The following is a 22,195-nucleotide window of genomic DNA, read 5'->3' as shown; positions in this document are numbered from 1 at the left end:
AATAAGATCTCGATACTCGTGGCTCGGGCGCTTTGCTTCTCGTAACTCGAAAAAACAGTCGTCATCTTTGAGGAGCCTAGGCGACATCGAGGATCTATACACAGCACGTGCTAAGTAGATTCCCGCTCTCGCCTTAGGCTCGGCAGGAATGACGGGATTTTGTTACCTGTTCGATGTTTCAAATCGCCTGCAAAAAAGATACCTAAAGTTAGCTCGTCATCCTGAAAAGCGACGAAGGAGCGCAGTTCAGGATCTCCCAAAGGTACGCTGAAGAATTAAGGTTTTTAATAAGTCACATGTTGTTGGAGATCCTGAATCTTCTTCGCTTAGGCTCATGTTCAAGATGACATCATTTTATTTCGTTTCTCGTTAATAGTGACTAATAACTTTATTCCCTTATTCCCTTAAACAAAAAACGGGCCGCTGAAAATTCAGCGGCCCGTTTGCCATTCTTCGAGCTACGAGCAGCGAAGCGCCCTAGCTACGAGAAACGTAAAATATTACTTCACACGACCAACATATTCGCCAGTACGCGTGTCCACTTTCACTACTTCACCAATCGCGATAAATAGTGGTACGCGAACGACTGCGCCAGTACTCAATGTGGCAGGCTTACCGCCCGTACCTTGAGTGTCGCCTTTAAGGCCAGGATCAGTTTCTGTTACTTCAAGCTCAACAAAGTTTGGCGGAGTCACAGAGATAGGGGTATCATTCCACAACGTTAGAGTACAAACGTCATTTTCAACTAACCATTTAGCCATATCGCCGACTGCTTTCACGTCTGCTGCAATTTGCTCAAAGGTTTCGTTGTTCATGAAATGGTAGAATTCACCATCGTTATATAGATAACCTAGTTCTACATCAACTACGTCAGCCAGTTCAAAGCTTTCACCTGACTTGAACGTTTTCTCTAACGTTTTTCCAGACAAAAGTTTGCGAAGCTTAACGCGGTTAAACGCTTGCCCTTTACCAGGCTTAACGTATTCATTTTCGATGATTGAGCAAGGCTCATTATCCAACATGAATTTTAAACCGCCTTTGAATTCATTGGTGCTAACTGTCGCCATGATTTCCTCTATTATTCTTCGAGTTCAATTTAATGCCCGATATGATAACCCGAAAAGTCATTTCTGTTGAGCAAAAGTGGTGTAAAACCTCGACAAATGCCCGACAAAATGATCCAACTCGACAAAATTCTTGGTTAACCGAATTAGCACAAGCAATTTCCGATCCCATACAATTGCTTGAGTTATTGGAAATCGATCCTACACCGTGGTTATCGGGGATGAAAGCACGTCAGCTATTTGCCCAACGCGTCCCTAGAAGTTTTGTCGATAGAATGGAAAAAGGCAATCCACACGATCCTTTATTACGCCAAGTATTGCCTTTAAATGAAGAATTTGAAGTGCATGACGGATACTCAACCGATCCGTTAGATGAGCATGACAATGTGCTGCCCGGCTTATTACATAAGTACCGCAGTCGAGTACTGATGATCGTAAAAGGTGGTTGCGCAATTAACTGCCGCTACTGTTTCCGTCGCCACTTTCCCTACCAAGACAACAAAGGCAATAAAACCACTTGGCAACAAAGCCTAGACTACATTGCTTCGCATCCTGAACTCGATGAAGTGATTTTGTCAGGCGGCGATCCATTAATGGCTAAAGACAGTGAATTACAGTGGCTTATCGAAAATATCGCTCAAGTCGAACACATCAAAACGCTACGAATTCATAGCCGTTTACCGGTAGTGATCCCATCGCGCATTACCGATGACTTATGCCAACTCCTCCAACACACTCGCTTAAATGTCGTGATGGTGACGCATATTAATCACGCTAATGAAATAGATGATGAACTAAATGCCAGTTTAAACAAGCTACACCAAGTTGGTGTGCACTTACTTAACCAGAGTGTGTTATTAAAAGGGATTAATGATTCGGTCGAGGCTCAAGCTGCATTAAGCCACGCTTTATTTCATGCGGGTGTTCTACCTTATTACTTACACTTGCTAGATAAAGTACAAGGCGCGGCTCACTTTTATGTGTCAGATGAGAAAGCGAGACAAATTATGTCGGAATTGCTCAAACAGGTATCAGGCTACCTAGTTCCTAAACTGGCACGAGAAGTGGGTGGTGAGGCGAGTAAAACCCCCATCGACCTTCGTTTATCTTAATAAGGCTGCACTATGGAATTGGAAGATATTTATCGTCGCGATCTTAATTTGCTTATTGCCTTACAAGTATTAATTGAAGAAGGCTCGGTGAGTAAAGCAGCACAGCGCCTTAATCTTAGTCAATCTGCCATGAGCCGAGTTTTAGGTCGCTTGCGAGTACTACTCGACGATCCTTTATTTACTCGTCAAGGACAACACCTTATTCCCACTCAAAAAGCCTTGGATTTTAATCAATCGCTTACTCAACCACTTGAGAATATCCGCGATATCTTATCCCCTCAAGAATTTGAGCCCAAAGCGTGCCGCCAAAAATTTACCATCGCGACTACTGATTATGCAATGCAAACCATTCTACCCTTTGCTTTGCCGCGTATTTATCAAGAAGCACCGAACCTACAACTTGAACTCGTTCCGCTGCAACATAATAACCTCATCCATCAGTTAACGGCCCAAGGTGCCGATATCGCAATCTGCCGCCCAACCTATTCTGTTGCGCCACTGCACAGTGATATTCTCGGCAAAGTCAGCGTCTTTTGCCTATTGTCGAATAACCATCCACTAGCCAATGTTGAACTGACATTGGATGATTATCTAAATAGCCGACATGCGATGATTGCGATCAGTGATGGGGTTAAAGCTCTAATAGATGAAGCACTTTCTGACTACCCTAGCCCTAATTGGGTTCTACGCTCTTATCATTTAGAAGCGGCATTAGCGGTGATGGATACTTTACCTTTAATTGTCACCGTGCCCGCCGATCTCGCCTACCTAGTGGCAAAGCGCTACAACCTAGTGATTAAGCAACTACCTTTTAATTTAACCCCATTCGATTACTCGTTAATTTGGCATTCTCGTTGTGATCATGCCGCCTCACAACAGTGGCTTAGAGGAGTGTTAAAACAAGAGTGTGGTAAGTTAATCGCTGAAAGGGTTAAGGTGATGGGGATAGAATAAAGGGGTTAAAGGTTTCTGGTTTCTAGGAAAAGAGTATCGAGTCTCGTGGCTCGGGCGCTTTGCTGCTCGTGACTCGAAAAGAAAAAAGCCAAGCAGCGACTCATGTCAAAGCACTGCAAGGCTTTATAATCAATTAAATACATTACTATTTTACTTTTCTCATTACTCAAAAAACCAAAATCGAGTAACAAGAAACGAACAAGCGTAGCGTTCTAGCCTCGGACGTTAACCACAACACGACCAGTCACTTGACCATTAGTAATGTCTTCTGCGTATTGTGGTACTTCTTCTAACGTAATTTCTGAGCAGGCTTGATCAAAGTAACTTGCTGGCAGAATCTCAACCAATTTATTCCACGCGGCAATACGTTTTTCTGCTGGGCAATTGACCGAATCGATACCTTGTAGACGCACATTGCGTAAGATGAAAGGCATCACCGTTGTTGGTAGATCAAAACCAGCTGCTAGGCCACATGCCGCCACGGTAGAATCGTAATCCATCTGAGCCAACACTTTAGCGAGCACTTTACTACCCGCAGTATCAATCGCTCCCACCCACACTTGTTTTTCAAGCGGACGAGCTGGTTCTTCAAATTCTGAACGGTCAATAATACGAGAGGCACCACGCGCTTCAAGCCAAGGGCCGTTGGTTTCTACACGTCCAGTTACTGCCGCGACTTTATAACCAAGTTGGCTTAATAAAGTGACAGAAACTGAACCTACGCCACCACTTGCGCCGGTTACTAGGATCTCACCATCTTCTGGTTTTACACCCGAATCTAAAATGGCTTGTACACATAGCATGGCAGTGAAACCAGCAGTACCGATCATCATGGCTTGTTTAGGATCAAAACCTTGCGGTAATGGCACTAACCAATCTGCTTTTAAGCGTGCTTTTTCAGCCATGCCGCCCCAATGGTTTTCACCAACGCCCCAACCCGTTAGAACGACTTTATCACCTTCAGAGTAACGATCATTTTGAGACGCTAAAACCGTACCGGCAAAATCAATGCCAGGTACCATTGGGAAGTTACGAATGATTTTGCCTTTACCTGTTACGGCTAGGCCATCTTTGTAGTTAATTGAAGAGTAATCAACCGCTACCAGTACTTCACCTTCCGGCAATTGGCTTTCATCGAGTGTTTCAATGTTCGCGATTGTACGTTTGTCTTCTTGATTAAGAACTAAAGCTTTAAACATAACATCTCCAACGTGTGAGTTAGCAATTCGATTTATGCTCAAGTAATTGGAATTGCAGTGAGGAGCAAGTGAATGAGGCCCCATGAGCATAGCTCGCCTATAACTTTTTTATAACGAAATAGGAGGACGAATGAACGCCGTCAACAAAACTGCAGTTTCAAGTACGAAGAGTTGAATATACTGAAAGTATAAGTAATTAACCTTATTAAAAACAGTGATAACAACGCATACAGATCATGCACAAAACACATGTATTTATCATTAGTAAATGTGTTTTTGGCATTTAATTTAGATATAGTCAAGTAATCGACTAGGAAGAAAAAGTGTGATTACACTGGTTTAATTTCAACTTGGTATCCCATATCTGAACTCCCAACAAAGTCCACATAGTTACGGATCGCCGGCAATGCATCATCGCTATGATGAGAAACATACAGAATCTGACTCAAATTCTCTTCAGCAATCATATTGAGAGTATTCATCACCAACTTACGATTAATAAAATCTAACCCTTGATAAGGTTCATCAAGAATCAATAACACAGGTTGCTTAATCAAGGCACGTCCAATTAATAACAACCTCTGTTGGCCATAATCGAGTTGTTTAAAGCCGGTTCTCTCAAATGAATCCATATGTAGAATCGCCAGCCAATCTTTAGCTAAATCCATCTGCTTTTTACTTGGTTTTTGATAGAGGCCTATCGAATCAAAGAAACCGGAAAGCAAGACTTCTATGGCGCTGCAATTGACTCGATACTGTAAATGTAAAGCGGATGACACGATGCCGATTTGCTCTTTTACCTGCCAAATCGTTTCGCCACTGCCGCGAGGTTTACCAAATAAGGTTATATCATTGCTATAGCACTGTGGATGGTCGCCAAGAATCAAACCAAGCAAGGTACTTTTACCACAGCCATTCGGACCACGTACTTGCCAATGTTCACCGTTATTAATTCGCCAATTCACCTCTTTGAAGATTAAACCATCGGTATATTCGACTTTGCCATTTTTAAGCTCCACTAGAGGATCGGGATATTTGGCTTGATAACGCTGCTGCTTAATTAGTTCAAGTACTTGCTGACTACGTTGCTGCGAGAGAGCATTGAGCTGAGCCATGACTGGATGGTCATGCCATTCACTGATAGTCATAGGATCGCTTAGACGATGAATGATATTACTCGCGTTATCGACTTCGACATTAAACATCGCCACATGAGTAATACAGCCTGGTAATTCATCTTCACGGGAAGTAATGATAAGCAATTGGATTGATGTCGAAAGGGTTTGTAGTAATTGAGATAATTGCTGTTGATGGTCAATATCAAGTCCAGCGTAAGGCTCATCAAGTACTAATAATTCAGGCTCAATTGCCAGCGCTCGGGCCAACATAACTCGACGGGTTTCGCCAGTCGAAAGCTGACGAAAACCGCGCTGACGTAGATGAACCAGATCAGTTAACACTAACAAACTCTCTAGTTGTTCAGAATTGCAGCACGCTTCCGAAACCAATGATTCGACACTCGAACCGAAATCCAAATGGTCCATAAAATCCGTGTCATCATCTGCTAATTCTTTTTCAAGCAACTGCTGTTGAAGATACAAAGAAACCCAGCCAACTTTATTAGGTCGACCTTCAATCTCTGCTTGTTCTAGTTTGAGATCATCGACTAACAAACGACCAAGCAAGGAGCCGGCATGGCTATAGGTTGAAAATATCCCCCAATGCTGACCTGTTTCCATCGTCCAATCATCAATTCGCAACCCATAACAATTATCAATAAGGTTTTTTATCTGCATCGCCAAAATAATTTCATCCCTATAAACACACACCAACACAGTAGCTACAAACAAAAAATTAACATAAAAAACAGACAAAATCGCAGAAGACCTAAAATAATGCTTAAAAACGATAATAAAAAAGGCTCACAACCTAAGCTGTGAGCCTTAATATGCTTCTCTATATATGTTTAGCTATGAGAGATTTAGATAGCAAGTAATCCGCAGATTACATCATGCCACCCATACCGCCCATTCCACCCATACCGCCCATATCAGGCATTGCAGGAGCAGAATCTTGTGGCTTGTCTGTTACCATCGCTTCTGTTGTGATCATAAGACCCGCAACCGATGCAGCGAATTGAAGAGCTGAACGGGTAACTTTAGTTGGATCTAGGATACCCATTGCGATCATGTCGCCGTATTCGCCTGTAGCCGCGTTGTAACCGTAGTTACCTTCACCAGCGCGAACATTGTTAGCAACCACTGATTCTTCATCACCAGCATTCTTAGTAATTTGACGAATTGGTGATTCCATAGCGCGAAGTGCAACGCGGATACCCACGTTTTGCTCTTCATTGTCACCTTCAAGGCCAACCACTTTAGAAGCAGCGCGAATCAATGCAACACCACCACCGGCAACAATACCTTCTTCAACCGCAGCGCGAGTGGCGTGAAGTGCATCTTCAACACGGTCTTTCTTCTCTTTCATTTCTACTTCAGTTGCTGCGCCAACTTTAATGACAGCAACGCCGCCAGCCAATTTCGCTACACGCTCTTGAAGTTTTTCTTTGTCGTAGTCAGACGTTGCATCTTCGATTTGTTGACGAATTTGTGCAACACGACCTTGAATCGTTTCTTCTTCACCAGAACCATCGATGATAGTGGTGTTTTCTTTAGTGATCGTCACACGCTTCGCTTGACCTAGATCTTCAAGTGTCGCTTTTTCTAACTCAAGACCGATTTCTTCAGAGATAACCGTACCCGCTGTTAGAACTGCGATATCTTGTAGCATCGCTTTACGACGGTCACCGAAGCCAGGAGCTTTCACTGCAGCCACTTTCACGATACCGCGCATATTGTTCACAACGAGAGTCGCTAGTGCTTCACCTTCTAGATCTTCTGCGATGATCAATAATGGGCGAGATGCTTTTGCAACCGCTTCTAGTGTTGGAAGTAATTCACGGATGTTTGAAACTTTCTTATCAACCAAAAGGATGAATGGATTGTCTAGATCCACACTACCTGCTTCTTGGTTGTTGATGAAGTAAGGCGATAGGTAACCGCGGTCAAACTGCATACCTTCTACTACGTCTAGCTCATCTTGTAGCGCTTGACCTTCTTCAACAGTGATAACACCATCACGGCCTACTTTTTCCATCGCTTCAGCAATGATTTTACCCACTGAGCTATCAGAGTTTGCAGAGATAGTCGCCACTTGTTCGATTTCAGTGCTGTTTGAACAATCTTTAGAAAGCCCTTTAAGCTCTTCAACGGCTGCTGTTACTGCTTTATCGATACCACGTTTTAGATCCATTGGGTTCATACCCGCAGCAACCGCTTTCAGACCTTCAGTGATAATAGATTGTGCAAGAACCGTTGCCGTAGTGGTACCGTCACCGGCTACATCATTTGCTTGAGAAGCGACTTGCTTCACCATTTGTGCGCCCATGTTTTGGAATTTGTCTTCCAATTCAATTTCACGAGCCACAGACACACCATCTTTAGTGATCGTCGGTGCGCCATAAGATTTGTCGAGTACGACGTTACGACCTTTAGGGCCTAATGTTACTTTTACTGCGTCTGCTAAGATGTTCACACCTTCAAGCATTTTTACGCGAGCATCATTACCAAATTTTACGTCTTTTGCAGCCATGTTCTTATTCCTTATAAAATCTATTGAATGCGTTTGGTTTTGAATTCAGTTTTAATTCTAATTCTCAAAATAATTGATGTTGCAGTTAGGCGGCAAGTAAGCGAAGCCCCATGAGCCTAGCTTGCCTAGGTGATTGGGGTGAGTGAACGTAGCCAACAAAGCTGCAGCTTCAAGAATGAAGAGAATTTATTCTACAATTGCCATAATGTCGTTTTCAGACATGATTAAAACTTCTTTACCATCGATTTTTTCAGACTTAGTGCCATAGCCTTCTGCAAAGATCACCGTATCACCCACTTTTACGTCAAGTGCTTGAACTGTGCCATTTTCTAAAATACGACCTTTGCCGACAGCTAGAACTTTGCCGCGTGTTGATTTTTCCGCAGCTGAACCAGTTAATACGATGCCACCAGCAGACTTTGATTCTACTTCTTGGCGCTCAACGATAACTCGGTCATGTAAAGGACGAATGTTCATCTGTGCATCTCTCCTGATTAGATGTTCATAGAAAAGTTAAAGACACCGATCTATTTGTATCGGTCTGCTTGAATATGTTGGGGGGCCAACAGCAAAACCCAAGGGGTGAGGCGAAAAAAATTGTGATGGGGATCAGAATAAAGAAAGTTATGAGTAGAGCATTCGTCTCTTGTATATCGGGCGCTTCGCTGCTCGTGGCTCGAATAGAAGTAAAAGTCCCTAGTTTCTAGTTCCTGGTTCCTAGGAAGAGCAAACAGCGATCGCTTTACTTTTATACGCCACACGAAATCTGCAATAAAAACGTCATTCCTGCCGAGCCTTAGCGAGAGCGGGAATCTAATCACAACACGCAGTAAATTATTACTAACTGAACGATTCGACACGCTTTTAGTCGATCCCCTATCTTCTTCGCTTTGGCTCATGTAGGGGATGACGGCATATTTAAACTTCGGCTCATACCTTACGCTTTTCCTAATCACGAGCAGCAAAGCGACCGAGCTACGAGAAACGAAACAAATGAACACGCTACTTCTCCTCGACTCCCGGATATCGCTTTACCCTAGTCACAAGTACCAAAAAGCCTTATCCTAAGCTCTTCATCACCAGCGAATCATTTCCATGCAAGATAAACACGGCTTATTGACTGGCCCAATTCCCCAAGTATTACAAACCATGACCTTACCTATGGTGGTTGGGTTATTGGCGATCTTAACTTTTAACCTAGTCGATACCTTTTTTATCTCACTGCTTGGTACTCACGCGCTTGCCGCGATCAGCTTTACTTTCCCTGTCACTTTTGGGGTGAGTTGTATTACATTAGGCATTGGCATGGGTTTATCTGCTAATGTTGGACGCTTGCTTGGTCAAGGTGATACTCGTAATGCCGCCCGCTTTTCTACTCATGGTTTGTTACTGGCCGTATTACTCGTAACACTCGCGTCCACATTGGGTTACTTCACTATTGAACCTCTTTTTAGACTACTCGGGGCGAGCGATGATCTCCTGCTGCTCATCGACCAATATATGCAAGTGTGGTACCTCACCATTCCATTACTGGTGATCCCAATGTCGGGTAATAGTGTTATTCGCTCAACGGGTGATACTAAAACCCCCGCTAAAATCATGATGACGGCTGGATTCATTAACGGCACACTCGATCCATTATTAATCTTCGGTTACGGCCCGTTTCCTGAGCTGGGCATTCAAGGCGCGGCTATTGCTAGTGCAGTGAGTTGGTTTGGGGCATTAGTTGCCGCGCTATATATTTTGATTAAACGCGAAAAACTATTAGCACCGCCACAAATAAAACGAATTTGGCAAGACTGGACTCAGATATTAAAAATTGGAACACCAGCGGCGTTTTCGAGTGCCATGAACCCACTTTCAGGTGCGGTGTTAATGATGATGCTCGCCAGCTTTGGTAATGAAGCCGTCGCCGCCTATGGTGCGGCGCAACGAGTTGAGTCAATAATGATCCTCGTTTTAATGTCACTAGGTTCTGTGCTCACACCATTTATTGCCCAAAATATCGGGGCAAAACAACCTCAGCGAAGTTTCTCGGCATTATTTATAACGATGCGCTTTGCCGTGATATTTCAATTAGGTTTATTTGTGTTAATGGTGCCACTCAGTATGCCGATTGCGTCCTTATTTAGCCAAGAACAAAGTGTACAAGATATGCTATGGCATTTCTTATTAGTGGTGCCAATCAGTTATGGTTTTCAAGGTATTGTAATGATGATGGTCAGTTGCCTTAATGCCATGCACCAACCTTTAAAAGCCTTTTTGTGGAATTTCTCTCGGTTGTTTATTTTTACACTTCCGAGCGCATGGTTAGGCAGTCAATGGTATGGCGTCGAAGGGATATTTATCGGTATTGCAGTTGGCAATGTCATCGGTGGGATCTGCGCATATGGTTACGCGGTTAGGATGAGGAAAACAAACAGCGATCGCTTTGCTGTTACACGCAACTCGTAACACGTTACACGCGACTTTTGGTTGCGTGATACGTGAACGCTTCGCTACGTGTTGCGAGGAAGAGCATTCGTAGCTCGGGTATCGGACACTACGCTGCTCGTGGCTTGGAAAAGATAAGAGCAAAAGCAATATGGGAATTCAAGAGAGATCGTCATCCAGAACATGAGCCTAAGCGAAGAAGATTCAAGATCTCCTACAGTCGATGACTCACTCAAAAAAGCCCATGATTATCAGAACGCTTTGGAAGATCCTGAACTACACTCCTACGTCGCTTTTCAGGATGACGACATATTGAATCTCAACTTACGCTTTTGTTTTTACACGTAACACGAAACCCGCAACACGTTACCGTCTTTAATCTCTTCGGCTCTCGCTTTTCCGAGCCACGAGCAGCGAAGCGCCCAAGAATCGAAATACGATAAGCGCTTAAATCCCAGCCCCATCAATTAACTTATGACCATTACCATTAAACGCTTGATCCATATCTTCTGATGGTTTGTTGCTTTGTGGACGACCGACAATTTTAGCGGGAACACCTGCAACTGTCGTATGAGGAGGAACGGCTTGCAGCACGACAGAGCAGGAGCCAATCTTCGCGCCTTTACCCACTTCAATATTGCCAAGAATTTTTGCGCCAGCGCCAATCATCACGCCTTCACGGATCTTCGGATGACGATCACCACATTCTTTGCCAGTACCACCTAATGTCACATCTTGTAGGATAGACACATCATTTTCGACGACCGCAGTTTCACCAATTACAATACCAGTGGCATGGTCAAGCATGATACCTTGACCAATACGCGCTGCCGGGTGAATATCAACCTGACACGCGACTGAAATCTGATTTTGAAGATAAGTGGCTAAAGCGAAACGACCTTGCTTCCATAGCCAGTTCGCCACACGATAACCTTGTAACGCATGGTAACCTTTCAAATATAACAAAGGCGTAGAATACATAGAAACCGCTGGATCTCGGTTTACAATCGCACAAATATCACAAGCCGCACTGTCGGTAATAGAAGGATCATCTTTAAAGGCTTCTTCCACCACTTCACGTACCGTCATTGGTGGCATGGTTGCTGTTCTTAACTTATTGGCTAAGATATAGCTAAGCGAGGCACCGAGGCTATCATGATTAATGATGGTTGAGTGATAAAAGCTTGCTAACATCGGCTCTTGTTCAGCCTGATGTCTTGCTTCATCAACAATGGTATTCCAGACTTTTTGTTTTGCGCAGTGTTTCATATAGATTCCTAGATACTAATCCTTAGTACAAAGTCCATTCGAGACTCGTCTATCGGGCGCTTCGCTGCTCGTGGCTCGGGTAAAGCTCCTAGTCCCTGGTTTCTAGGAAGAACTCGATCGAGTTTCAGCTTAACCCAACAGCCAATAGATAATGCAATCACGTTAAGAGATCCTGAACTACGTTCCTACGTCGCTATTCAGGATGACGAGTAACGTCTAACGATCGCTGTTACACGCAACTCGAAACACGTAACTCGCTACCGTCTTTTCGGCTCTCGAGCGAAGCGTATTCGAAGTTCAGTTCGCTCTTTCGCTTTTTCGCTTTTTCGCTTTTTCGCTTTTTCGAATTACGAGAAGCGAAGCGCCCGAGACCCGAGGATCGCTATTTACCCTTCCGCCTTTTTCTGTCTTGCTAACAAATCTTGCGCGGCGAGACGGGCATCTTTTCCTTGATACAGCACTTGATAAATTTGTTCAACAATCGGCATTTCAACCCCCATTCTATCAGCTAATAGCCAAACTTCTTTGGTGTTTCGGTACCCTTCAACGACTTGACCAATTTCAAGCTGCGCAGTATCAACATCTTTGCCTTTACCTAGTGCTAAACCAAAACGACGGTTACGCGATTGGTTATCAGTACAAGTTAGAACTAGATCACCTAAACCCGCCATTCCCATAAAGGTTTCTGATTGAGCACCTAATGCAGCGCCTAAACGACACATTTCCGCAAGGCCGCGAGTAATTAATGCGGTACGTGCATTCGCGCCAAAACCAATACCATCAGACATTCCTGCGCCAATCGCAATGACATTCTTCACCGCGCCGCCGAGCTGCATGCCCGTAAAGTCATTATTGGCATACACACGAAGAGATTTACTGCAGTGAATGGTTTCTTGAAGATCTTTTACAAACTCAGCATCTGGTGACGCAACCGCAATCGCAGTTGGCATACCTGCCGCTAATTCTTTGGCAAATGTCGGTCCCGACAATACCGCAAGAGGTATTTGATCGCCTAACACATCATGCGCGACATCTTTTAACAAGCGTCCGGTTTCAGGTTCTAAACCTTTAGTTGCCCAACAAATACGAGTATCACTGCGCAAATGAGGCTTTAAATTATTTAATACGATACCAAATACATGACTCGGTACGACCACCAGCAAGTCTCGGCTCGCGGCAACCGCTTTCGACAAATCCGACTCAATAATCAATGACTCTGGGAAATCAATACCCGGTAGAAACTCTTCATTAGAACGATCTTGATCTAAAGCCGCCATATGCGAAGGATCATGTCCCCATAAAATCACTTTAGAGCCATTACGTGCTAAAGCAATCGCTAACGAAGTACCGTATGAACCAGCACCGATCACTGTCATTACGACATCATTATTGGCAGTTGAATTTGTCATGGTGAGACCTTTAAATAGTTAATACGTTGCTCGGGCGCTTCGCTGTTCGTTACTCGTATGTCGAAAAAAACAAAAGCGATAACGTTGCCATTATACGCAACTCGTCATACGAAAAAGCTGCTTTTGTTACGTGTTATGTGAACTCTTCGCTCCGTATTGCGAGGAAAGAGTATTCGAATCACGCTAGGAGATCCTGAACTACGCTCCTACGTCGCTATTCAGGATGACGAATAACGTTTAGCACCCGCTTTTACACGCAACTCGAAACACCTAACTAACTCGATACAATTTCTCTTCGGCTTTCGAGAAGCAAAGCGACCTAGCTACGAGTAACGGGCCTGTAAGCACAAAGAGCGAGACACTGCTGTCTTCGCTCTTTTAGTTTAGCCTGAGATTAAAAATAAAAAGCGAACTGAACTTACGCTTCTTGTGGTGCTTGCTCAGCTTGTTGTTGTAGGTAGTTCATGAACAAAGCATCAAAGTTAACTGGAGCTAGGTTTAATTGTGGGAACGTACCTTTAACCACTAGGCTAGAAACTGTCTCACGAGCGTATGGGAATAGGATGTTCGGGCAGAACGCACCTAGACAATGTGCTAATTGACCTTCTTCCATATTCTCAGCAGTAAAAATACCACCTTGTTGGATTTCACATAGGAAAGCCACTTCTTCAGCATTTTTAACTGTAACGGTTAGACGAAGAACCACTTCATAAACATTCTCACCTAGCTCACGGCTTTGTGTGTCTAAATCTAGCTTCACATCTGGTTCCCATTCTTTTTGGAACATTTGTGGCGCTGTTGGTGCTTCAAAAGAAAGATCTTTTAGGAAGATACGTTGAATAGTGAAGTTCTGTTGTTCTTGAGGTGCTGCTTCAGCCATGATGGAGTCATCCTTATTAATTAAAATTTTGTCGATTATCGAGCGCTTCGCTGCTTGAACGCTGCGCTTCTAGTGGCTCGAGTAACGAGAATCGAGCCATCGAGAACCGTGATTACTTCTTACCTTTCTTACTTGCTGGCTTATCAGAAACCAAAGGTAAGTTATTTTCATTCCAAGCTGTCATACCATTTTTCAGCATGTTCACATTTTCAAAACCAGCTTTCGCTAACAGGTTAGCACTTTCGTGTGACGTTTGACCTGTCTTGCATACAACAATAATTGGGGCCGCTTTGTATTTTTCAATGTTAGTGATAGCACCAGATTTGATTTCAGATGGCAAAATGTGAACTGAGCCCGCAATATGACCACGTTTAAACTCATCGTTAGTACGAATATCAACCACAACACCATCTTCACGGTTAATAAGGTTTGTTAATTCACTCGCACCGATTGTTTTATATTTAGCGGTTGATGACTTAAAGATAGTCGCGACTAGGGCCGCTAACACCGCAACCCAAACTAAAGACAAAATCATGTTCTGTTGAAAAAATTCGATATATTCTTGCATGCCCTACACTCATAAATGCACTAGCTGGGAACATCCACAGCCAAATATTAGAAAGGCCAGAGTATAACGGGCAAAGCGGCAAGTGGCGAGAGTAAAGGTGGAAAAGACGATTTAGATCTATTTTCGAGGCTCGTAACTCGGGCGCTTCGCTGCTCGTGGCTTGAAAAAGAAATAAAAGTTCCTAGTCCCTAGTTTACTGGTTCCTAGAAAGAGCGGTTTCGAGATCACTTACTATTAATCGTAATGCACAAATCCCAACATAAAAACCGTCATTCCTGCCGAGCCTAAGCGAGAGTGGGTATCGACTCTCCACACGCGAAATATAGATCCTCGATGTCGCTCAGGCTCCTCAAGGATGACAATTAACCTTCAATACTCGCTGTTACGCATAACTCGTAGTACACAATCTCAACAAAAAACCGTCATTCCTGCCGAGCCTAAGCGAGAGCGGGAATCTACTCACCACTAGCTGTAAACTATTACGGATTAAACGATTCGACACGCTTTTAGTCGATCCCCTATCTTCTTCGCTTTGGCTCATGTAGGGATGACGACACATTAAATTCCTAATTCACGCTTTCGCTTTTCCGAGCCACAAGAAGCGAAGCGCTCTAGCCACGAGAAACGAAACCGCCTTTTAACCTATCAAACCCATCGTTCAATTCGATTGTCATCTAGACTAATTATTAGGCATAATGCGCTCATAGCTTGAAAATTAGCACCAGATAAATGTGACACTAAAAGGGTGAGACTAGTTAAATTGATCTTACCCTACAGTTTAGAGCGAAAAATGTAGTAAAATTACGCTCAGTGCAGTTTTTTAAATTAAACGAGGTTTGAACATGTCAAATAAGAAGCCAATGGCTCTAGTGATTCTCGATGGTTGGGGTTACCGCGAAGACAACAGTGATAACGCTATCGCAAACGCAAACACACCAGTTTTAGATGGTTTATTTGCTAACCAACCAAATACCCTAATCTCTGCATCAGGTTTCGATGTTGGTCTACCTGACGGTCAAATGGGTAACTCTGAAGTAGGCCACACTAATATCGGCGCTGGCCGCGTGGTTTACCAAGACCTTACTCGTATTACTAAATCTATCGCTGACGGTGAATTCAAAGACACGCCAGCGCTAGCCAACGCAATTGATAAAGCAGTAGCAGCGGATAAAGCCGTTCACATCATGGGACTTATGTCTCCAGGTGGCGTACACAGCCACGAAGACCACATCTACGCTGCAGTACAAATGGCGGCTGAGCGTGGTGCTAAGAAAGTTTACGTTCACGCTTTCCTAGATGGCCGAGATACTCCGCCACGTAGCGCAAACCACTCTCTGCAACGCTTCCAAGATTTATTTGCCGAGTTAAACCTAGAAGAAGGGCGTATCGCTTCTCTTATCGGTCGTTACTACGCAATGGATCGTGATAATAACTGGGATCGTGTACAAAAATCTTACGACTTATTAACTCAAGCAAAAGCCGAATTCACGTTTGATTCTGCGACCGCGGGTTTAGAAGCAGCTTACGCTCGTGAAGAAAACGATGAGTTCGTTCAAGCAACTGAAATCCGTGCTGAAGGCCAAGCAAGTGCCGCTATCGTAGATGGCGACGCAGTGATCTTCATGAACTACCGTGCTGACCGTGCGCGTGAAATCACTCGTACTTTTGTACCTGAATTTAGCGACTTTAAGCGTGAAGTATTCCCAAGCATCGACTTTGTTATGCTGACTCAATACGCCGCAGACATTCCACTGCTTTGCGCATTCCCACCAGCATCACTAGAAAACACTTACGGTGAATGGTTGTCTAAATGTGGCAAAACTCAGCTACGTATTTCTGAAACTGAAAAATACGCACACGTGACTTTCTTCTTCAATGGCGGTAAAGAAAACGAATTTGAAGGCGAAGAACGTCAATTGGTTGCTTCTCCAAAAGTGGCGACTTACGACATGCAACCAGAAATGAGTGCACCTGAGCTAACCGACAAGCTAGTTGCAGCCATCAAATCTGGCAAGTTCGATACCATCATCTGTAACTACCCAAATGGCGACATGGTTGGTCACACCGGTGTTTACGATGCGGCTGTAAAAGCATGTGAAGCCGTTGATGAATGTATCGGTCGTGTAGTAGAAGCGATTAAAGAAGTCGATGGTCAGCTATTAATTACTGCCGACCACGGTAACGCAGAAATGATGATCGACCCTGAAACCGGTGGTGTTCATACTGCACATACTAACCTTCCAGTACCATTAGTTTACGTTGGTAATAAAGATCTTGAATTCAAACAAGGCGGTAAGCTGTCAGATCTTGCCCCAACGATGCTTGAATTAACTGGTATGGAAATCCCTGCTGAAATGACAGGTCAGGTTATTGTTAATCTAAAATAATCCCTATCAATTGTATGTTTGTCTGATATATCATTAAGATTCATCAGGCTTTCTATACAATTTGTACCCAAAGAATTACCTTAATGTAGGCCTTCTTTCAGGTATAGAACAAGGCTCATCAACACGGTGAGCCTCATTCTTGGGAAATGTTTCGTTTATGACAATGACTTCGTCAATACCTAATTCAAGCGCCAGCTTACGTGTTTCGTTTTCTGGCGCTTTTCTCTACGCTCTACTTAGCTGTTTTTCTCTTTTCAGCACTTCCACCCATGCAGCATCTAAAGAAGAGTTAAAAGGCGTATCGGCTGAAATATCACGCCAAACCTCATCATTAAGCTCTCAGCAAAAAAAGCTAAATCAATTACAAAGCGAACTAAAAAAACATGAAGTCGCCATTTCAAAACTAGGCCAAGAAATCCGCAGTAACGAACGAGAACTATCACAAGTTCAAGCCAACTTAATCGAATTAAAATCTCAAAAGCGTCAGTTAGAACAAACCAAACAACAACAAACTGACACACTCGAGCAGCTCATAAAAACATACTACCTCACCAGTCGTAGCAATAACCTTCCGCAAATTATTCAAGGCGGTGAAGCAGAAAAGATGGATCGTATTAGCCAATACTTCCAGCATTTAGCCCAAGCACGAACTGAAGCAATTGAAGCCCTAGCAAAAACACAAAGTGAATTAACCGAAAAAGAACGTCAACTTTCAGAAGAAGAAAATCGCCAATCCACTCTACTGGCTAACAAAAAAGCCAAGCATAATGATTTGGTTAAAGCACAAAGCCAACGTAAAGGCACCGTTAATAAAATTCAAGGGAATATCCGTAGCAACCAAAGCAAACTGGCCGAACTACGTCGCAACGAAAACCGTTTAAGGGCCGAAATAGCGAAAGCGGCCAAACGTAATATTTCGCCAATGAATGGATTAGGATCATACCTAGGCAAACTTCCTTGGCCACTGAAAGGCAGCATCCTGCATAACTACGGCACCTCACAAAGCGGACAAATCACCTGGAAAGGTATCGTGATCAACGCCAAACAAGGCGAAGCAGTTAAAGCCGTACATTCAGGTAAAGTGGTCTTTGCCGAGTGGCTACGTGGATACGGTTTAGTACTACTGATCGACCACGGTAAAGGTGACATGACCTTATATGGTTATAACCAAACCTTATTGAAGAAAGATGGTGATGTAGTTGCAACAGGAGAAACCATCGCTCTGGCCGGTAACACTGGTGGTCAATCTCGACCTTCACTGTATTTTGAGATCCGCCGTAATAGTCAGGCTCAGAATCCGAGGCGTTGGTTGAAGTAGAAAGGAAAAGATTGTTGCGAGATCCGAGTGCGCTTCGCTTCGGGTTACGAGTAAAAAACAATCGAATCTCGTAACTCGGGTGCTTCGCTTATCGTGGCTCGAATAGAAAGAAAGCCCCTAGACCCTAGTTTCTGGTCCCGAAGAAAAGCAAACAACGATCGCTTTGCTCTTCCACTCTACACGCAACTCGAAACACACTACCATCTTTTCGGCTCCCGAGTAAAACGTCCCCGTACCCCGGCTCTGCCCCTTAGCTTTTCCACTCTACACGCAACATGCTACTAGATCCTTAAACAAAGGCCGTCACTTTATTAGCAAGGTGAGCGGCCTTTGCTTTATATAGGTCCTTTATTTTTTAATGTTTCTATTTCTACCTCATCGGCTTATACTCAAAAGTGCTTTCAATGTTATTCATACTTTAGGTGAATATAACCTTATGCCTCAGCTAGATACGGCTTTTGATCATTTAGAAGAAGATGAACTTCAAAACCAACAAGTACAAACTAGCATCTTAAAGCGATTTAGATTTATCTGGACCGCCTTCAGTTTACTTTGCTTGGCGTTAGGAGCCTATTGGTATCATACCTACTCTCAAAACTTAGAACATAAGTTACTCGCCCACGAAGAAGCGTTTGTTGTCACGACTCAAAATGCGCTACAAAAAGAGATGAAGGTGCAACTCACCGTTTTACACATGGTATCTAAATCAAAAGTCATTGCTGATTATATTAATCACCCTACAGAACAAGACAGCAAAGAGGTCGTTGGATTATTTTCTAATTTAACTCAAGCATTTCAATATTATGATCAAATTAGACTTTTTGATCTCCAAGGTAACGAACTGATTCGAGTCGATTATCATGATGGGATCTCTACACAAACTGATATCAACCAATTACAGAGCAAAAAACTCCGATATTACTTCCAAGAGTCATTATCATTAAAGCCCGGAGAGATCTATATCTCTAAAATGGATCTCAATATAGAAAACGGTGAAATAGAAGTCCCATATAAACCAACATTACGATTCGCTACTCAGGTTTTAGATAAAAAGGGAAAGGCGATTGCTGTCGTCATCCTCAATTACATGGCGAATGACTTACTTAAGAACTTTCGTCACCAAAGCAAATTACGTATCAATGGTCAGGGAATGATTATTGATAGTCAAGGCTATTGGTTAAGCAACCATGACCGAAGCAATGAATGGGGACACAGCCTGGGAGAACCTGAAAAAAATTTCAAGCAACGTTACCCATTAGCTTGGCCAACTATTTCAGCTAATGACAGTGGGTGGTTAAAAACACGCAAAGGTTTATTCCGTTATCAAACGATTGAACCATTAGATTTCAGTGCCATCGAGACCCCAGAACTTAACACCTTTACTACACAAAACTTTCCTGTATCTAAAAATTCAATTTCCAACACGAATTGGAAGTTAGTTATCTTCCTACCGAATGAAACGATTCATGAAAATTCTCTTTTTTATAACTCCATTTGGCAACTGATATTATGTTTATTCTATCTAGTAAGCTCTGTCTTGATCTTTCTATTGATCAGCCATTTTGAACAAAAGAAGTTTCGCCGTAAAACAGATCGTCGTATTAGTGCTGAACTTCACGACTTATATGAAAATGCACCATGTGGCTACCATAGCTTAGATGCAAATGGTATCGTCACACGTATTAACCAAACCGAGCTAAATTGGTTGGGTTATGACAAAAAAGAAGTCATTGGCCAATCATTTGAGCGCTTTCTAACTCCAGCCAGCCAAAAGACATTCCAAGCATTTTTAAAGCTGTTACCTAATGAACCAGAAATTATCGGTGTCGTATTAGAAGTCAAAACTAAGCAAGGGGAAACCTTCTTTATTTCGACTGCTGCTGTTTCACTCTTCAATGAAGGCAACTTTGCCGTCGCACGGACTTCAGCATTCGATATTACAGATCGGATTGAACTAGAAAAACGACTTGAATACATTGCTCATACCGATGTACTTACAGGGATCAGCAACCGACGACATTTTTTCGCACGAGTGACTCCTATTTTTAAACAACACTTGGCAAACCAAGAGCCATTATCATTATTAATGATCGATATCGATCACTTTAAGCAAATCAATGATGGTTATGGGCATGATGTTGGCGATATAGTTTTACAACAAATGTGCCTAACCATACAAGAACATATAAAGGACAGAGATATCTTTGCTCGCTTAGGCGGAGAGGAATTTTCGGTTGTCACCACTAAGACTCAAGAAGAAGCATTAAAGCTAGCCGAAAACATTCGAAAAGTGATATCTGAACAACCTATTGAAATTTCAGTCAGTGCTACATTAAGTGTGACTTTATCGATTGGAGTCGTAACGATGACACCAGAAATATCGAATATCGATGAGATGCTCAAGCAAGCTGATATAGTCCTTTATCAAGCAAAAGAAAACGGTAGAAACTGTGTGGAAGTGGTGGCATAGATTGAGTCAATATAATGAATTAGATCCCGGATAACTCGTCCCTCGTTTCCGGGATGACAAGTTTCTTCACTTTAATAAGTCATTAAAAAACCGTCATCAATAAGTCACGAAAAAACCATCATCAATAAGTCATGAAAAACCGTCATCCCTGAGGAGCCGAAGGCGACATCAGGGATCTACTAACAACAGGCAGAAAACCTATTTACACCTAAAATAGCAAAGCCATGCTTATGTCTAGTAATGGAACCGTTTCTCCATCGCATGAATAAACAGCTCCAGATCCTCAAGAGGAAGCTTATTAATCCCTGCAGCCGCACGTCTTCCACCACCAGTTTCAAATTGACCACACACCTCATCCGCCCCTTCTCGACGATTTAATGGCGCACGAACACTCACCGTATAATCGGTTTGACTTTCATTAAGTGTTAACACCGCAAATGCTTTGTCTGGTTTGTGATTCGCTAATTGATTACCAAAATCACCATTGATACGTCTCGCCCAAGCAGCATTAGGCAATAAGAAAACTTCGTAATCTTCCGCTTTAAAAGTCGCTTTAATATCTTCAAGCTGAGCCAAATCTTGCTCGTACCCCACTTTTAATTGATAAAAAACCGATGAGGTATCTTTTTGTAAATCAAATGGATTGCTATAAGTAAGTAGTGTTTGAAAAAGCTTAGCAGGAGCAATATGAAGATCAGCTAAGCTTGCGCCATAACCATTATAATTAATCAATTTACCGAGTTCTTTTAAGAAGGCAACTTGAGAGCTTGATAAGCCACTTTGGTGAGATAAAGCCATGGCGCGCTTTGTCATATTATCACCAAAGGCACCAGCAATCGCCCAAGTTTGAAATTGGCCTTTCAAATGCAGATTGATCAACAAGCTGGTGCAAACCTCAGCATCAAGGTTGATTAAAGTAGTGAGATATGGAGACTGCGGAATATCACCACTTTGATGATGATCGCAATAAAAGATAGGAATTTTTTGCTCAAGCAGAGAGTTAAGCGCAATAAGGTTCTTTTGTAGAGATATATCTAAGACCGTCACGGATGTCACATCTCTCTTTCCCACTACCTGAGAAAGTAGTTGAATATCACGCTTCACTCCCGTAATTAACTGACATTTCTTTGGTTCAGCTAAACGTAACTGTAGCAATGCAATAATCCCATCGGCATCACCGTTAAATACATCGTAGTGCATAAAAATCCTTTTAAATGCAAAGAGGTTACTAGTTTCGAGTTCCTAGTCCCTAGAAAAAGCAGTTTTAAGATCGCTTTGTTTTGCGCCTACCCAGAAAAGCATCATTCCTGCCGAGCCTTAGCGAGAGCAGGAATCTACTCACCTAAAAATCCGTCATCCTTGAGGAGCCTAGGCGACATCAGGGATCTACTCACCACTCGTTGTAAATTCAATTGATTCAGCGCGCTTTAAGTAGATCCCGGATAACTCGTCCCTCGTTTCCGGGATGACAAGTTTCTTCA

Annotated in this window: 16 protein-coding genes; 6 read left to right on the top strand and 10 right to left on the bottom strand. The window is 43.0% G+C overall.

The genetic code is table 11. From position 1 onward, the window contains the following. Positions 1-500: 500 nt before the first annotated feature. The gene (gene efp / locus ACE3G9_RS14695) at positions 501-1,067 is read right to left on the bottom strand and encodes an elongation factor P (RefSeq protein WP_417879671.1); all 567 of its coding nucleotides are present in this window, start codon (positions 1,065-1,067) and stop codon (positions 501-503) included. 32 nt (positions 1,068-1,099) lie between these two features. Between efp and epmB the strand changes: the two genes are divergently transcribed. After that, positions 1,100-2,176, top strand: coding sequence for an EF-P beta-lysylation protein EpmB (gene epmB / locus ACE3G9_RS14690; RefSeq protein ID WP_449219540.1), 1,077 nt, complete (start codon positions 1,100-1,102; stop codon positions 2,174-2,176). Positions 2,177-2,188: 12 nt separating this feature from the next. Next, the gene (locus ACE3G9_RS14685) at positions 2,189-3,130 is read left to right on the top strand and encodes a LysR family transcriptional regulator (protein ID WP_417879669.1); all 942 of its coding nucleotides are present in this window, start codon (positions 2,189-2,191) and stop codon (positions 3,128-3,130) included. A gap of 212 nt (positions 3,131-3,342) precedes the next feature. On the opposite strand, the gene acuI is transcribed toward ACE3G9_RS14685, so the two are convergent. The 4 genes from acuI to ACE3G9_RS14665 all read right to left on the bottom strand — a co-directional run bounded on the left by acuI (position 3,343) and on the right by ACE3G9_RS14665 (position 8,457). Further along, on the bottom strand, positions 3,343-4,329 hold the full coding sequence (gene acuI, locus ACE3G9_RS14680; protein ID WP_417879668.1) for an acrylyl-CoA reductase (NADPH): 987 nt from the start codon (positions 4,327-4,329) through the stop codon (positions 3,343-3,345). Between the two features lie 329 nt (positions 4,330-4,658). Beyond that, positions 4,659-6,125: an ATP-binding cassette domain-containing protein gene (locus tag ACE3G9_RS14675; RefSeq protein WP_449219548.1), complete on the bottom strand. Its 1,467-nt coding sequence runs from the start codon at positions 6,123-6,125 to the stop codon at positions 4,659-4,661. Positions 6,126-6,333: 208 nt separating this feature from the next. Continuing rightward, positions 6,334-7,980, bottom strand: a complete 1,647-nt coding sequence (gene groL, locus ACE3G9_RS14670; protein ID WP_417879667.1) for a chaperonin GroEL — start codon at positions 7,978-7,980, stop codon at positions 6,334-6,336. Positions 7,981-8,166: 186 nt separating this feature from the next. Continuing rightward, positions 8,167-8,457: a co-chaperone GroES gene (locus ACE3G9_RS14665; protein ID WP_027697946.1), complete on the bottom strand. Its 291-nt coding sequence runs from the start codon at positions 8,455-8,457 to the stop codon at positions 8,167-8,169. Between the two features lie 618 nt (positions 8,458-9,075). Here ACE3G9_RS14665 and ACE3G9_RS14660 point away from each other — a divergent pair. After that, positions 9,076-10,434, top strand: coding sequence for an MATE family efflux transporter (locus ACE3G9_RS14660; protein WP_449219539.1), 1,359 nt, complete (start codon positions 9,076-9,078; stop codon positions 10,432-10,434). Between the two features lie 426 nt (positions 10,435-10,860). On the opposite strand, the gene cysE is transcribed toward ACE3G9_RS14660, so the two are convergent. From cysE to ACE3G9_RS14640, 4 genes are all read right to left on the bottom strand, one after another. Then, positions 10,861-11,682, bottom strand: coding sequence for a serine O-acetyltransferase (cysE, locus tag ACE3G9_RS14655; RefSeq protein ID WP_449219538.1), 822 nt, complete (start codon positions 11,680-11,682; stop codon positions 10,861-10,863). A gap of 386 nt (positions 11,683-12,068) precedes the next feature. Beyond that, positions 12,069-13,091 (bottom strand): NAD(P)H-dependent glycerol-3-phosphate dehydrogenase, encoded by a 1,023-nt coding sequence (gene gpsA / locus ACE3G9_RS14650; protein ID WP_449219537.1) that lies wholly within the window; start codon positions 13,089-13,091, stop codon positions 12,069-12,071. Positions 13,092-13,509: 418 nt separating this feature from the next. Then, positions 13,510-13,971, bottom strand: a complete 462-nt coding sequence (secB, locus tag ACE3G9_RS14645; RefSeq protein ID WP_027697950.1) for a protein-export chaperone SecB — start codon at positions 13,969-13,971, stop codon at positions 13,510-13,512. A 112-nt stretch (positions 13,972-14,083) separates the two neighbouring features. After that, a complete protein-coding gene (locus ACE3G9_RS14640; protein ID WP_417879651.1) occupies positions 14,084-14,539 on the bottom strand; it encodes a rhodanese-like domain-containing protein in 456 nt (151 codons plus the stop codon). A gap of 842 nt (positions 14,540-15,381) precedes the next feature. Here ACE3G9_RS14640 and gpmM point away from each other — a divergent pair. The 3 genes from gpmM (at position 15,382) to ACE3G9_RS14625 (ending at position 20,714) form a co-directional block, all read left to right on the top strand. Next, positions 15,382-16,926 carry a 2,3-bisphosphoglycerate-independent phosphoglycerate mutase gene (gpmM, locus tag ACE3G9_RS14635; RefSeq protein ID WP_449219536.1) on the top strand — a complete coding sequence of 515 codons (1,545 nt, stop codon included), beginning with the start codon at positions 15,382-15,384 and terminating at the stop codon, positions 16,924-16,926. Between the two features lie 163 nt (positions 16,927-17,089). Beyond that, on the top strand, positions 17,090-18,244 hold the full coding sequence (locus tag ACE3G9_RS14630) for a murein hydrolase activator EnvC family protein (RefSeq protein WP_449219547.1): 1,155 nt from the start codon (positions 17,090-17,092) through the stop codon (positions 18,242-18,244). 436 nt (positions 18,245-18,680) lie between these two features. Continuing rightward, on the top strand, positions 18,681-20,714 hold the full coding sequence (locus ACE3G9_RS14625; RefSeq protein WP_449219535.1) for a sensor domain-containing diguanylate cyclase: 2,034 nt from the start codon (positions 18,681-18,683) through the stop codon (positions 20,712-20,714). Positions 20,715-20,948: 234 nt separating this feature from the next. Here ACE3G9_RS14625 and ACE3G9_RS14620 read toward each other — a convergent pair whose 3' ends face one another. Next, on the bottom strand, positions 20,949-21,914 hold the full coding sequence (locus tag ACE3G9_RS14620; protein WP_449219534.1) for a DHH family phosphoesterase: 966 nt from the start codon (positions 21,912-21,914) through the stop codon (positions 20,949-20,951). Positions 21,915-22,195: the final 281 nt, after the last annotated feature.

It is taken from the genome of Vibrio sp. E150_018, from assembly GCF_053544035.1.
Note: the sequence above shows the minus strand (reverse complement) of the source record. Positions and strands in the feature narration are given on the sequence as shown.